Raw genomic sequence first — 13614 nt, forward strand, 5'->3', positions numbered from 1 at the left:
CATGTCTTTGATGGAAAAAAATCGTTCAGTACTGGGCGCAGGCTGGGTCGCGGCCATGGTTATCGGCCTGGCAGGCTGCTCCGTTGCGCCGAAGCCGTTGCAACAAGATGAAATTCACCAACGAGTGGCCGGTGACCAGCTCCAGCTTTACGCCGACCAGGAACCGATCAAGGGGCCATTGACCTTCGCCGACGCGCTGGCACGCTCGCTCAAATACAACCTCGACTATCGCCTGAAGTTGATGGAATCGGCTCTGGCGGCGGGCCTGCATGACGTTTCACGTTACGACATGCTTCCCAAGATGCTGGTCTCGGCTGGCTACACGTCGCGCAACAACGAGTCGGGTGGTACGAGCGTCGGCATTGAAACCAACACGGTTTCGTTGATCCCCTCTTCCTCCGTCGAGCGTAACCGGACACTGGCCAACGCTGAGTTTTCCTGGAACCTGCTGGACTTTGGCGTCAGCTACTACCGCGCCAAGCAGAGTGCCGACCAATACCTGATCGCCGAGGAGCGACGCCGACGCGTGATGCAAACGGTCCTGCAGGACTTGCGCACCTCCTACTGGCGCGCCCTGGGCGCCCAGCGTCTTGAAAGCCAGGCCGACGAGCTGCTGAACCGTGTACGTCTGGCGCTGGGCAAATCACGGGAGGCCGAGGTACAGGGTCTGCTACCGCCGGCACAGGCGTTGGCTTACCAAAGCGCCCTGCTGGACGCGACCACTTTGCTCAACGCTCGCCGCCAGGATCTGGAATTCGCCAAACGCGAATTGGCCGCGCTGATGAGCATTCCACCGGGCACCCAATTCACGCTGGCTGAGGAAAGCGAGCCCTCGCTGCCTGGCGTCCCGGTCGACATGGCCAAACTTGAGGAAATCGCCTTACAGGCGCGTCCTGAGCTGCGTGAGGAAGACTATCGCAAGCGCATTTCGGCGGACGAAGCGCGACGCCAATTGCTGGCACTGCTGCCCAGCCTTGGAATCAACATCAACGATCAGTACGACTCCAACAAATATCTCTATAACAGCAACTGGGTCGACAGCGGCGTACAGGTCAGCGCCAACCTGTTCAAGCTGGCGGCCATCCCGGCCACGCAAAAAGCCAGCGCCTCCCAGGAAAAAACCGACAACGCGCGCCGCCTTGCGCTCTCGATGGCCGTGCTGACACAAGTGCGCATCTCGGTGGAGCGCTACAAGCTCGCCTTGGTCGATTACGACCTGGCCGACCAGTCGAGCCAGGTCGATCAACGCATGGCCAAGTTCGCCCGCGCTTCGGTGTCGTCCCGCACCGATTCCGAGCTTGAAGTCATTCGCACCGAAACCCGCGCCCTGCTCGCACAGTTCCAGCGATACTCGGCCTACGCCACGGCGCAGACCGCTTTCGGGCGCATCTACAACTCCTTGGGCCTGGACGTGCTACCCGAAGACGTGCGCGACGCCAGCGACTTGCAGCAACTCTCGCAACAACTGCAGGAAAGCCTGAGCCGTTCAGAACGCCAGGCGTTCACGACGGCGATCGGAGAGTTGCCTTCGCAGCAACCGCTGGCGGTACGCCTGGAATACTCAGGCGATGCTCGGGCAGCCAATGACATGCTCGAAGTGGCTCGCCAAGCATTGAAACGCAACCAGTTCGTGCTTGCCGAAAACAACCAGCCCGGGCCTACGCTGATCATGCAACTGCGTATCGCCAACATTCAGGATGGTATCCGTCGCGGTGAATGGAGCGTCAGCCTGCGCCGTGCCGACGGAAGCGTGGCAGGCACCAGTCACTACCAGAGCACGTTGCGCGCCCAGCCGGACAGAGATTCCTTGAACGCATTCTGCGAAGCCGCCACGGTCGCTGAAGTGCCGAATTTGCGCGCGTGGTTGAAATCGGGCCCAACACAGGTGGCCTCGAAATGAAGATCCGATCACGTTGTGTTTCTCTTTCTGTGATCGGCGGTTCGTTGCTCGGCCTGGTCGTGTCAGCGCAACCGGCATGGGCACAAAGCGAAACCGATGCCGGCGTACGCGTGCTGCTGGTGGCCGACCAGGAAACCACCCTGGCGAGCCAGCTGGTGGGGCGGGTACGCGCGGTCAACGCGTCGCTGGGATCGACGTTCAGCAAGGGTGACGTGCTCGTCAGTTTCGACTGCGACGAACAGGTCGCTCGCCTGAAGATGGCCCAGGCCGACCTGAGCTCCGCCCGTGAAACCCATGACGCCAAGCTGCGCTTGCAAGGGTTGCAGTCCGCCGGCGAGGTGGAAGTTTCGCTGGCCGCCAGTGCCGCAGAGAAAGCCGCTGCCCAGGTGGCCCAGTACCGGGCCCAGCAACAACAATGCAATGTGCTCGCACCGTTCGACGGGCGCGTGGTCAAGGTCCAGGTCAAAGCCTTTCAGGGCGTCAACCTGGGCCAACCACTGCTCGACATCATCAGCAAAGGGCCATTGAAGGTACGTGTGAATGTACCTTCCAAATGGTTGGTCTGGCTCAAGCCCGACCTGCCCTTCCAGGTTGATTTGGGTGAGACCGGCAAACGTTATCCCGCCAAAGTCAGCGCCATCAACGGCCAGGTCGACGCCGTCAGCCAGACCATCGAGCTTGAAGGGGTGATCGAAGGCCGGCCCGTCGATCTGCTCGCCGGCATGAGTGGCACTGCGCTGTTCGAAGCGCCGCAATGAACGCCCAAGCCAATACAGCGCCCAACCCGGTCGCGGTGCTGCTGCATCTTGAGCAGCGCGCACAAGAAGCGCGCAGTACCGCCGAGCTGGGTTTTGTGATGGTCAACGAAACGTGGCAACTTTTGCGTTATCGCCAAGGCTATGTATTTGTCAGCGATGTGCTGGGCAAGCCCTCGCTGAGCAACGTTTCCAGCTTGGCGGTGCTGCCTGAAGAGACACCGTTTACCGTCTGGCTCAAGAGGCTGGCCCAGCATCTCTGGACGCAGCCCGCGGTATCGGCCGAATCGACACCAGCCACCGTCTTGCATCTGTTGCGAGCCCGGGACCTTCCCGAAAGCTTCGCCGAGGGCTGGACCGAATGGATGCCGATGCATCTGCTGTGCGTACCGCTACCGCCTCGCGATCATTCACGTCGTGGCATGTTGCTGCTTGCCTGCGATACCGAGCCGGACGAACATACCCAGGCCCTGCTCGCCAGACTGGGGCAAACCTATGCCTACTGCCTCGCGGCGCTGACCAACAAACGCCCCACGCTCGGCGCCCGCTGGCAAGTCTGGCGACAGCGCCCGTGGCGTTTATTGGCGTTGGGGACGGCCATGGCCCTGGCGTGCCTGGTGCCGGTCCGACTGAGCGCCCTGGCACCGGCCGAGATCGAAGCCCATAACGCGATGGCCATCGCCTCCCCGCAAGATGGCGTGGTGCACGAGTTCCTGGTGCAGCCCAACCAGATGGTGCAAAAGGATCAACCGCTGTTCAGCCTCGACGACACGACCCTGCGCAATCGCCGCGCCGTTGCCCGGCAAGCGCTGGAAGTCGCCCGGTCCGAAGCGCTGCTCGCCGCGCAAAAAGCCTTCGAAAGCGCACAGAGCAAGGGCGAGCTGGCCGCGCTCAATGGGCAAGTGCAGGAGAAACAGGCCGAGGTCGCTTGGCTCGACGAAATGCTTGAGCGCAATGTGGTCCGAGCGCCACGCGACGGCATCGCGATATTTGGCGACACCAATGATTGGATCGGCAAGCCCGTGGTCACTGGCGAGCGCATCATCCAGCTGGCCGACCCGCAAGATGCGGGGGTGCTGGTCTGGCTCCCGGTGGCCAATGCCATCAACCTCGATACCGGTTCTGAAATTCGTCTGTTCCTGCACGTTGCGCCGCTATCGCCCTTGACCGCCAGCCTGATCCAGACCAGCTACCAGGCCACCCTTTCGCCAGACAACATTCCCTCGTATCGCATTCGGGGGCAGTTCCAGGGTGATGCCAGCCAGTTGGCGCGGATCGGCCTCAAGGGCACCGCCAAGCTGTATGGCGAATCGGTACCGCTGATCTATTACGTCATGCGCCGTCCGTTGGCCGCCCTGCGTGAATGGAGCGGGCTGTGAGCGAACTGGACCTGGCGACTCTGCTGTCGGGCTCATCGGCCGGATCGACATTGCAAGACCCAGACGTACATCTTCCCGAACACCTGCCCGCGGTGCGCGAAGACTTGCGCCTGATTCCCGCGGCCACGCAACGCGATGGCTCGCCAGCCTGGATGATCCAGGACCCGGTCGGTAACCGGTTCTTCAACATCGGCTGGCTGGAGTTCGAGATCCTGTCACGCTGGTCCCTGGGTAGCCCGACCCGCTTGCTCGAGGCGCTCGCGGCCGAAACGCCCCTGAACGTCAGCCGAGCGGAACTGGCGGCCTTGTTGGCGTTTCTGAGCCGCCATCAGTTATTGCATGTCAGCGACGTCACCGGTACCCGACGCCTGGAAGAGATGGCCCGGCAAGGCAAGCACACCGGTTGGCAATGGTTGCTTCACAATTACCTGTTCATGCGCGTGCCGCTCTGGCGTCCGCAGCGCCTGTTAGAAAAAACCCTGCCCTGGGTCGCGCCACTGTTCAGCCGGACCTTTCTGGTGTGCATCGCCCTCGCCATCGTGCTGGGCCTGTTCTTCGTCGAACAGCAATGGGATGTGTTCGTTGCCAGCTTCCAGCAAAGCCTGTCACCGCAAGGCCTGGTCGGTTATCTGGTAGCCCTGGCGATTACCAAGTGCCTTCACGAGCTCGGCCATGCCTATACGGCTACGCGCTACGGCGTGCGCGTCGCGCACATGGGCGTGGCGTTCCTGGTGCTATGGCCGGTGCTCTACACCGATACCAGCGAATCCTGGAAGCTCGCCGACCGCCGTCAACGCTTTCACATCGCCGGTGCCGGCATTCTCGTGGAGCTGCTGGTTGCCGGAGTTTCGACGCTAGGTTGGGCCTTGTGCGAAAACCCAATGCTCAAGAGCGGGCTGTTCTTCCTGGCGACCACCAGTTGGATGATTTCATTGGCCCTCAATGCCAGCCCCTTCATGCGCTTTGATGGGTATTTTTTGCTGTCGGACTGGCTCGACCTGCCCAACCTCCACGAGCGCTCGGGTGCCTTGGCGCAAGCCTGGATGCGCCGTCGCCTGTTGTCCTGGGACGAACCCGATCCGGAAGTCGTAGCGCCGCGCCTGCGTGGTTTTCTCATTGCCTTTGCCATCGTCACCCGTATCTATCGCCTGGTAGTGTTTCTCGGCATCGCCGTCGCCGTGTATTACCTGTTTTTCAAGGCGCTGGGTATCTTGTTGTTCCTAGTCGAAATTGCATGGTTCGTCGTCATGCCTATCCAGCGTGAACTCAAGGTCTGGTGGGGTCGTCGCAAGGAGATCCCCACGCGGCGAGGTCGCCTGCTTTTGCTCGGGCCAGGCGCGCTGATGCTATTGGCCGCCTTGCCGTGGAGCACCCAGGTGCAGGCGCCCGCCTGGCTGCATGCAGAGGTTCAATACACGCTCTATAGTCCCTTGCCGTCCCGGCTGGTGGAGATGCCTCTCGCCGGGCAACCGATCGAAGCCGGTTCAACCTTGGTCGTTCTGGATTCCCCGGTCATACGCGACAAGGCCGAACGGTCTCACAAAGCGACCCTCGCCTTGCGCGCGCAGCTTGCCGGGCTCCCCGGAACTGCCGATGGGGCCGAAAAATATGCCTCGATTGCCAGCCAGCTCAACCGTCAGCAAGCCGAGTCCGCCGCCCAGGCGGCCGAGTTGCAACGCCTGACATTGCGCGCCCCGATGGCCGGAGTGCTCATCGACATCGACCCCGCCGTGCAGCCCGGCGTCTGGGTCAAGCCCAATCAGCCGCTGGGCGTCTTGGTCAGCCCCGATAGCTGGACGGTGGAAGCATTCGTTCGCCAGCAAGACCTCTCGCGCGTGGCCGTTGGCGCTCGCGCGCGCTTTTATGCACAGGGAGGCAGCGGCACGACGCTTGAGGGAGAAGTGATCGGCATTGACGATTCACGCACCCAGAACGTCCCGCATCTCATGCTGAGCACGACCTACGGCGGTCCCATCGCCGTCTCCGCAAAACAGGACCGGAACCTGCAGATCCGTGATGCCCTTTACCGGGTGAGAATACGTTTGGACGCCCCTCCCGCCCAGATGATGATGCGCCTGGGCAACGTGTCCATCGAGGGGGCCCGCATCAGCCCGGTTGCAGAGCTGTTCACCGATGCGTTGTCGATTCTGATCAGGGAAAGCGGGTTCTGACGGGGGCTTTCACCTGCTCCCCCGTGCGAGGAAGCTTGCTCCCGCTGGGCCGCTCCGACGCCTCGGGAGCAGCGGCCCCTTTTCTGTGAGCGCTTCGCACTCAAGCGGGAGCGAGCTCCCTCGCCACGGGTGCATCGTCGGCTCAAGGCTTGAGCACCACCTTCACGCAGCCGTCTTTTTTGTCCCGGAAGGTGTTGTACATTTGCGGGCCGTCTTGAAGGCTCACGGTATGAGTGATGACGAAGCTTGGATCGATCTGCCCCTCCTGGATGCGCCGGAGCAGGTCGTCGGTCCAGCGGTTCACGTGGGTCTGCCCCATCTTGAAAGTCAGGCCCTTGTTCATGGCCGCGCCGAACGGGATCTTGTCGATCAAGCCGCCATACACACCGGGGATGGACAACGTGCCAGCGGGGCGGCACACATACATCATCTCCCGCAGCACGTGGGGGCGGTCTGACTCCAGCATCACCGCTTGCTTGACCCGATCGTAGATGGAATCGAACGAACGGGTCGCGTGGGATTCCATGCCTACCGCGTCGATGCATTTCTCTGGGCCCTTGCCGCCCGTCAGCTCGGCCAAGCGGTCCAGCACACTTTCGTCATCGAAGTTGATGGTGATGGCGCCCCCGGCCTTGGCCATGGCCAGGCGCTCGGGCACGTTGTCGATGCACACCACCTGCTTGGCTCCCAGGATCACCGCGCTGCGCACCGTGAACTGTCCTACCGGACCGGCGCCCCAGATGGCCACGGTGTCGGTGGGCTGGATATCGCATTGCACGGCCGCCTGCCAACCGGTGGGGAATATATCCCCTAGAAACAGCACTTGCTCATCGGTCAGGCCGTCCGGAATCACCACCGGGGTAAAGTCCGCATAAGGCACCCGCACGTACTCGGCCTGGCCGCCAGGATAGCCGCCAGTCAGATGGGTATAACCGAACAGCCCGGCAGTGGTGTGGCCGAAGGCCTTGTCGGCCAGGTCCTTGTTGCGGTTGCTGCGCTCGCAGACCGAGAAGTTACCCCGACGGCATTGATCGCATTCACCACAGCAAATCGTAAAGGGCACCACCACGCGATCGCCAATTTTCAGTTTCTTGTTGGCCGAACCCACTTCGACTACTTCACCCATGAACTCATGGCCCATGATGTCGCCATGCTTCATGCCGGGCATGAAGCCATCGTACAAGTGCAGGTCCGAGCCGCAGATGGCGCACGAGGTGACCTTGATAATGGCGTCACGTGGGTCTTCTATGGTGGGGTCGGGCAGATGATCATCACAGCGGATATCTTTTTTTCCATGCCAGCGTAACGCTTTCATCTTGGTACACCTCCTGAACAGGGTCGGTGCGCCAGCCATGAACATTCTCGTTATGCGCACCTACTGATGTTTTCGGTCGGAGGAAAACGCGACAAGTTCAAAGCATGTCTGCACACATCGGTAAAACGCGATAGACGGTTGCGCCGTCGCTCGGGTTATCAAGCGGCTCTTCCCTCCGCTCACCCCAGACTCATTGCCCCCGAAAAACTTGCCTCCACCGGTCCGATAAGAAAGACCGCGCCCACGCCATCCCATCGCACCGTCACGCTTCCACCATCACATTCAACCTCAACGGTGCTGTCCAACAAACCACGACGGATGCCGTTGACGACCGCACCACATGAGCAAGAACCTGACCCCAGCGCGATCCCGGCACCACGCTCCCAGATGCGTAGACGAATATGCCTTCGATCAATGATCTGGACGAAATGAACGTTGGTCTTGAGCGCAAATAACGCATTGGTTTCGATAGCGGGACCCACCGTGGCGATATCAACGCTGGCCAGGTCTTCGACAAAATAGGTGCAGTGGGGATTGCCCATGCTGCAAGCGGCTGGGCTGCCAGCCAGTGGCAAGTCAGCGGTGTCCGCTGCTTGCGCCAGCGGGATGTCCGACCAGCCAAAAAGCGGTACGCCCATGTCAACGGAAATATCGCCGGCTGGGGTGCGTTCGCAAGTCAGTAGACCCCGGTTGGTCCGCAGCATCAGAGAACCCACATTCGCTTCGCGCATGAGCAGGTCCGCCGTCCCCCGCGTCGCGCTGCCACAAACATCCAGCGCCGAGCCATCCGCATTCCAGAAGACCACCCGCGCAGCAGCATCGTCGCAATCGAGCAGTACCGCGAGTTGGTTGAAGCCAATACCCCGGTTGCGGTCGCCCATTCGCTGGGCCAGCGCACCTGTCACCGGATTGGCCGAGTTTCGCGAATCGACAATAACGAAGTCATCGCCGTTGGCATGCATCTTGTGGAAGTTAAGCGGCATGGATTGATCCTGGTCTTGCGACAACTTGCCCTGCGCGAGGTCGGACGAGCATCTAGGGTTTGTATGAAATTCGATGCATTAGATCGTTGAGCATATAGGTGTCCAGAAAGGCGGTCACTTCGATGATTTGCCCATCCTTGAGCGTCATGTGCCACAGGTAAGTGTTTTTATAGGGCTTGTGATCAAGTGCCGTGGCTGTGCCGTTCCAAAGAACAACCACGACGTCGTTCTCGGCAATGATGCTTTGCACCGTTGGCACAATCGGCGTAGCCAGCCGAGCAGTGATCGGGCGCACGGCTTGGGCCAACTCAGCCTTGCTGGTGTAGACGCCTGACACCGGGCTTGTGCCGGCCACGGTCCATTTGGCATCCGGCGCCAGCAGGTCGAAGACCGTGCCGTTGCCCTCCTGCCAATTCGCGAAAGCCTGGCGAACCAGATCCGTATTGGTACGTTGAATATTTTCCGAAGCCCAGCCGTTGCCCGCTGAGAATATAAAAGAAAGTGCAAGCACTTGGGCTTGCCAAGCCAAACTCATCCACCGGGTCATGATGTTCTCCCACAGCCATTAAATTCCAATAGAACCTTAACGGCATACGGGGAGAGGTCTTTGCTCGATACTGCAGTGGGGTTGCCTGATGCTGTTTGGCGCTGAGCTATCACGTGGATACCGCCATCAACGCCGTACAACGTCCTCGTAGAAACCCTGCGCTGCCAGATTCTTGTCCTTCGCCTCCAACATAATGTCGAACCGGTCCAGAAACCTGAGGGCGTACTGGTTCGTCCAGCGATTCCACATCTGCGCGCTGTGGCCGTACAGGTCACGCTTGGACACGACCCTCAACAAGGCATCCATCTCAAGCTTACCGTCGGCATCGAAACCCAACGCCTGAAGCCGCTCCGGGGGTTGGGAGTAATGCATGGTGGGCCGCACGCCGCGCCAACTGTCGATGACGCGATCGACTCGTGGGGAATCCGGAGCGATGTAATCGTTCTCGTTGATCCAACAATGATGAATATCCAGCACGATGGGTGCGAGGTCGGCAAGTTCCAGACAATCATCCAGGCCGTAGGTCTTTTCCTCGTTTTCGAAGGTAATGCAATTGCGCGCCGCCTCCGACAACCGTGGCCAGACCGAACGTATCCCCTCGCCCCCCAGCCGCCCGGCAATGTGCACGTTGCATTTGAAATCCTGGAAATGCCGACCAAAGCCCATCATCCGGATCATGTCGGCGTGGTACTCGAACTCGGCGAGGCTGTTCTCCACCACCGGCGGTTTATCCGAACCGAGCACGCAGTATTGCCCAGGGTGAAAGGACAGGCGGATATCCGCTGAACGCGCCAGGTCCCCGATCGCGCCAAAGCGCTCTTCCAGTTGGGCTTGGATGGCAGGGTCCTGATAGAACGCGCTCACCTTCGGATGACTGTAGAACGGCAATAGATCGCTACTCAGCCGAAGCATGCGCAGGGTCGGGGGAAGCTCGGCGACGTAGGCGATAAGGCGTAACTGCGCGTCGAGATTGTGCGTGATGATTTCCAACAGCTTGTCGCGGGCGACCTGTGGGGAGACGCTGTCCATCCAGCGCAACGTTGTGGTGCGCGGATTGAAGGGGGCTTCGATTGTCTTTAGCGCGGCCGCCGAGAGGCCGCGATCAGGGTGCCGGTATTGGCAGGCGAAGCCAATGCGGGGGTGGGTCATGGGGAGTCCTGGCCGTTGAGTCTGTGTTGGCGGTAGACATCCTGGCGGCCGAGTCGTCGTTTTTGATTGGTCGTTGAAACAGCTTTCCTCGGAAAGTATTCGAGATCAGGCAGTGGCAGCCAGAACGGAAGCGTGGGCTGGTCCCACATTGTTCCCATACCGCCCCTTTTCCAGACGCCAAAAACCACAAACCCCCGATTTTCTCCAGGAAAATCAGGGGTTTGTGTTTGTAGAATGTGGCGGTGAAGGAGAGATTCGAACTCTCGATACAGTTTCCTGTATACACACTTTCCAGGCGTGCTCCTTAAGCCACTCGGACACTTCACCGTGTCTCGGCAAACTGTTCAGTCTGTCGAGGCGCGCTAATGTAGTCGAAAGCCTTGGCGATGGCAAAGGTTTTTTTCAGAATTTTCATGTGCTTAAGGCAGGCCAGCATTTCAAACGGGTCGGGGCATGGCAAACCGGCCAAACTTCGGCTTTGTCCGCAGGCCCGCTTATAGAAGCAAGCGCGGCCCATCGGGCGGGCGAGGCCGTTTGAAAGGGGCGGGGCTGACCGGTGAGTCAGTCACGGCGCTTTACCTGGCCTGCGACGGTGGGTAACGTCTGCTGACTTCTCATACAAGGAATAGCGTCATGAGCGACCTGATTGCCTACCATCTCGAAGACGGTATCGCGACCCTGACCTTGAACAACGGAAAGGTCAATGCCATTTCGCCTGATGTGATTGCCGCGTTCAACGCTGCGTTGGACCAGGCAGTGGCCGATCGCGCGGTGGTGATCATTACCGGGCAGCCGGGGATTCTGTCGGGCGGGTACGATTTGAAAGTGATGACCGCAGGTCCCAAGGAAGCGGTGAGCCTGGTGGCGTCCGGTTCGACCCTGGCTCGCCGCCTGTTGTCGCACCCCTTCCCTGTCATTGTCGCTTGCCCGGGGCATGCGGTCGCCAAGGGAGCGTTCCTGTTGTTGTCGGCGGATTACCGCATTGGTGTCGAAGGGCCGTTCACGATCGGCCTGAACGAGGTGCAGATCGGCATGACCATGCACCATGCCGGTATCGAGCTGGCCCGGGATCGGTTGCGCAAGTCGGCATTCCACCGCTCGGTCATCAATGGCGAGATGTTCAATCCCCAGAGCGCCGTGGATGCGGGCTTCCTCGATAAGGTGGTGTCGGCGGACGAATTGCAATCTACGGCGTTGGAAGCGGCGCGTCAGTTGAAAAAGATCAATATGACCGCCCACAAAAACACCAAGCTTAAGGTTCGCAAGTCGCTGCTGGATGCGTTGGACAGCGCGATATTGCTGGACCAGGAATACATGGGCTGAACCCTGGCTGAAGTGAGGTTCCGACACGTGCGGCTTAAAACCCGGCGACCGCTCTAAGCCGCTTCTTACGCGCCATTTCGAAACATCAGCTTAAACATCGCCCATCTCCTACCTCTATAGGGGCAATTGCTGAAAACAGTGCACATCCGTACACTGCGCCACCTTTTGTCCCTGTGGGGCCTGTTGATGTTGTTTGCACTGCGTATGTCTTTGATGGGCCTGCACTTTATCCTGGCGGGTGTGTTGGGGGTGATTCTGGGTGTGTGTCGCCCGTTCAACCCTGACAACAGCCGTCTGTGCGCCAGGCTGTATGCGGTACCCGCGATGTGGATCCTGCGCCTGCGGGTCAAGGCCGAAGTCGACACACTGGCGAATAAAGCCCAGAGCAGCGTGATCATCGCCAATCATCAATCCAACTATGATCTGTTTGTCTTCGGCAATGTGGTACCGCGTCGTACCGTGTGCATCGGCAAGAAGAGCCTGAAATGGGTACCGCTGTTCGGTCAATTGTTCTGGCTGGCGGGCAACGTGTTGATTGATCGGGGCAATGCAATCAAGGCCCGCAAGTCGATGCTGACCACCACCCACACCCTCCAGCATGAAGACACCTCGATCTGGGTGTTTCCGGAAGGCACACGCAACTTGGGCGCTGAATTGCTGCCGTTCAAGAAAGGCGCGTTCCAGATGGCGATTGCTGCTGGAGTGCCGATCATCCCAGTCTGTGTGAGCACTTATATCAAGCATATGCAGCTCAATCGTTGGCGCAGTGGTGACATTCTCATACGCTCCCTGCCGGCAATTCCCACGGCGGGCCTGAGCATGGACGACATGCCTCGCCTTATCGCTCAATGTCGTGAGCAGATGCGCGAGTGCATCGAGACGATGGACCGGCAGTTGCAGCCCATGTGAACAAGAAACCCGCCCCTACGGCGGGTTTTCTTTTACGCGAACTTCGCGAATTTCGCTGACTCTCAATCAGCGTGGCGCGCTAAGCTGGACGCTGCCCCCACTGCCAATTTCCAAGAAGAAGCGAACCACATCATGGGTAGAGTTGTTGCTGCTGCGGTTTACAGCGCCGGTAAGAAAGTCACCAATATCACCCTCGATGAAGGCAGCGCCTGGGCGGCGAAGCCCGGACACTTCGTGTGGATCGGCCTCGAAGAGCCCAGCACCCAGGAACTGACCAACCTGCAGCGCCAGTTCAACCTGCATGAGCTGGCGATTGAAGACGCGATGGAGAAGCACAGCCGGCCCAAGCTGGAAACGTTCGGCGATGCGCTGTTCATCGTCACGTATTCGCCGGTGCGCAAGGACGGCAAGCTGCAGTTCATCGAAACCCATATCTTCGCCGGCAAGGGCTACATCATTACCGCCCGCAACGGTCACTCGGCCTCCTACGCCCATGTCCGACAACGCTGTGAGGCACGTCCTATCCTGCTGGAGCACGGGGAGGATTTCGTCCTTTATGCAATCCTCGATTTCGTCATTGAAAATTACCTGCCGGTGGGCGAAGCCATTCATGCCGAGATCGATGAACTGGAGCGCAACGTGCTATGCAGCGCCCTGAATGAGCGGGACATCCAGAACCTGCACAGTTTGCGCCGCGACGTGCTGCGCCTGCGTCGCTATGCGGCGCCGATGGTGGAAATCAGCGAAGAACTGCAGCGCCTGGATTTCCCCTTCATCGACAAGAACATGAGCCCCTATTTCCGCGACGTGCAGATCCACGTCACACGGCAGATGGAAGACTTGGCGACCCTGGCGGACATTGCCAGCCAGACGATTGAAATCGGCGTGCTGCTCGAAGCCTCGCGCCAGAGCGTGGTGCAACGCAAGTTCGCCGCCTGGGCGGCAATCCTGGCGTTTCCGACGGCGGTGGCCGGCATCTACGGGATGAACTTCGAAAACATGCCGGAGCTGACCTGGCACTATGGATATTTCCTGGTGCTCGGGTTCATCGGGGTTGGATGTACCGCGTTGTGGGCAAGTTTCAAGCGGTCGGGGTGGTTGTAGGATTTTTCGACGGGATTTGCGTAGCCTTCTTCGCGAGCAGCTTCCCACCGTTGATCAGCAGTGAACCGCTGATCAACGG

11 protein-coding genes and 1 tRNA gene are annotated in these 13614 nt (G+C 60.0%); 7 read left to right on the plus strand and 5 right to left on the minus strand.

Annotation, left to right across the window (positions count from 1 at the left end):
* The first annotated feature begins 1 nt into the window (after position 1).
* Genes M1D68_RS17530 through M1D68_RS17545 form a run of 4 tightly spaced genes read left to right on the plus strand, consistent with a single transcriptional unit; the run spans position 2 to position 6205 of the window.
* Positions 2 to 1900: a TolC family protein gene (locus M1D68_RS17530; protein ID WP_434559946.1), complete on the plus strand. Its 1899-nt coding sequence runs from the start codon at positions 2 to 4 to the stop codon at positions 1898 to 1900.
* Positions 1897 to 2658, plus strand: a complete 762-nt coding sequence (locus M1D68_RS17535) for an efflux RND transporter periplasmic adaptor subunit (RefSeq protein WP_434607044.1) — start codon at positions 1897 to 1899, stop codon at positions 2656 to 2658. Before M1D68_RS17530 ends, M1D68_RS17535 begins: the two co-directional genes overlap by 4 nt.
* On the plus strand, positions 2655 to 4034 hold the full coding sequence (locus M1D68_RS17540) for an efflux RND transporter periplasmic adaptor subunit (RefSeq protein WP_434559950.1): 1380 nt from the start codon (positions 2655 to 2657) through the stop codon (positions 4032 to 4034). Before M1D68_RS17535 ends, M1D68_RS17540 begins: the two co-directional genes overlap by 4 nt.
* Positions 4031 to 6205, plus strand: coding sequence for an HlyD family efflux transporter periplasmic adaptor subunit (locus tag M1D68_RS17545; RefSeq protein ID WP_420767230.1), 2175 nt, complete (start codon positions 4031 to 4033; stop codon positions 6203 to 6205). Before M1D68_RS17540 ends, M1D68_RS17545 begins: the two co-directional genes overlap by 4 nt.
* A gap of 142 nt (positions 6206 to 6347) precedes the next feature.
* Here the strand turns inward: M1D68_RS17545 and M1D68_RS17550 are convergent, their stop codons facing one another.
* The 5 genes from M1D68_RS17550 to M1D68_RS17570 all read right to left on the minus strand — a co-directional run bounded on the left by M1D68_RS17550 (position 6348) and on the right by M1D68_RS17570 (position 10526).
* Positions 6348 to 7520 (minus strand): zinc-dependent alcohol dehydrogenase, encoded by a 1173-nt coding sequence (locus tag M1D68_RS17550; protein WP_434559954.1) that lies wholly within the window; start codon positions 7518 to 7520, stop codon positions 6348 to 6350.
* Between the two features lie 179 nt (positions 7521 to 7699).
* Entirely contained in the window at positions 7700 to 8503 is an 804-nt protein-coding gene (gene dapF / locus M1D68_RS17555; protein ID WP_457967943.1) for a diaminopimelate epimerase, read from the minus strand.
* Between the two features lie 52 nt (positions 8504 to 8555).
* The gene (locus M1D68_RS17560) at positions 8556 to 9050 is read right to left on the minus strand and encodes a nuclear transport factor 2 family protein (protein ID WP_457967945.1); all 495 of its coding nucleotides are present in this window, start codon (positions 9048 to 9050) and stop codon (positions 8556 to 8558) included.
* Between the two features lie 126 nt (positions 9051 to 9176).
* Positions 9177 to 10199 (minus strand): UV damage endonuclease UvsE, encoded by a 1023-nt coding sequence (locus M1D68_RS17565; protein ID WP_434648515.1) that lies wholly within the window; start codon positions 10197 to 10199, stop codon positions 9177 to 9179.
* A gap of 237 nt (positions 10200 to 10436) precedes the next feature.
* A tRNA-Ser gene (locus M1D68_RS17570) sits at positions 10437 to 10526 on the minus strand.
* Between the two features lie 306 nt (positions 10527 to 10832).
* Here M1D68_RS17570 and M1D68_RS17575 point away from each other — a divergent pair.
* The 3 genes from M1D68_RS17575 to M1D68_RS17585 all read left to right on the plus strand — a co-directional run bounded on the left by M1D68_RS17575 (position 10833) and on the right by M1D68_RS17585 (position 13535).
* Positions 10833 to 11522 (plus strand): crotonase/enoyl-CoA hydratase family protein, encoded by a 690-nt coding sequence (locus M1D68_RS17575; RefSeq protein ID WP_434559962.1) that lies wholly within the window; start codon positions 10833 to 10835, stop codon positions 11520 to 11522.
* A 186-nt stretch (positions 11523 to 11708) separates the two neighbouring features.
* Entirely contained in the window at positions 11709 to 12431 is a 723-nt protein-coding gene (locus M1D68_RS17580) for a 1-acylglycerol-3-phosphate O-acyltransferase (protein WP_420767225.1), read from the plus strand.
* 132 nt (positions 12432 to 12563) lie between these two features.
* Positions 12564 to 13535 carry a magnesium and cobalt transport protein CorA gene (locus M1D68_RS17585; RefSeq protein ID WP_420767224.1) on the plus strand — a complete coding sequence of 324 codons (972 nt, stop codon included), beginning with the start codon at positions 12564 to 12566 and terminating at the stop codon, positions 13533 to 13535.
* Positions 13536 to 13614: the final 79 nt, after the last annotated feature.

The sequence above is a fragment of the Pseudomonas sp. R4-84 genome, assembly GCF_054130985.1.

Excerpts from the sequence above, each read along its gene's own strand:
- M1D68_RS17585 (WP_420767224.1), top strand. The coding sequence starts at position 12,564 with ATGGGTAGAGTTGTTGCTGCTGCGGTTTACAGCGCCGGTAAGAAAGTC.
- M1D68_RS17560 (WP_457967945.1), bottom strand. The coding sequence starts at position 9,050 with ATGACCCGGTGGATGAGTTTGGCTTGGCAAGCCCAAGTGCTTGCACTT.
- M1D68_RS17535 (WP_434607044.1), top strand. The coding sequence starts at position 1,897 with ATGAAGATCCGATCACGTTGTGTTTCTCTTTCTGTGATCGGCGGTTCG.
- dapF (WP_457967943.1), bottom strand. The coding sequence starts at position 8,503 with ATGCCGCTTAACTTCCACAAGATGCATGCCAACGGCGATGACTTCGTT.
- M1D68_RS17550 (WP_434559954.1), bottom strand. The coding sequence starts at position 7,520 with ATGAAAGCGTTACGCTGGCATGGAAAAAAAGATATCCGCTGTGATGAT.
- M1D68_RS17575 (WP_434559962.1), top strand. The coding sequence starts at position 10,833 with ATGAGCGACCTGATTGCCTACCATCTCGAAGACGGTATCGCGACCCTG.
- M1D68_RS17580 (WP_420767225.1), top strand. The coding sequence starts at position 11,709 with ATGTTGTTTGCACTGCGTATGTCTTTGATGGGCCTGCACTTTATCCTG.
- M1D68_RS17540 (WP_434559950.1), top strand. The coding sequence starts at position 2,655 with ATGAACGCCCAAGCCAATACAGCGCCCAACCCGGTCGCGGTGCTGCTG.
- M1D68_RS17565 (WP_434648515.1), bottom strand. The coding sequence starts at position 10,199 with ATGACCCACCCCCGCATTGGCTTCGCCTGCCAATACCGGCACCCTGAT.
- M1D68_RS17530 (WP_434559946.1), top strand. The coding sequence starts at position 2 with ATGTCTTTGATGGAAAAAAATCGTTCAGTACTGGGCGCAGGCTGGGTC.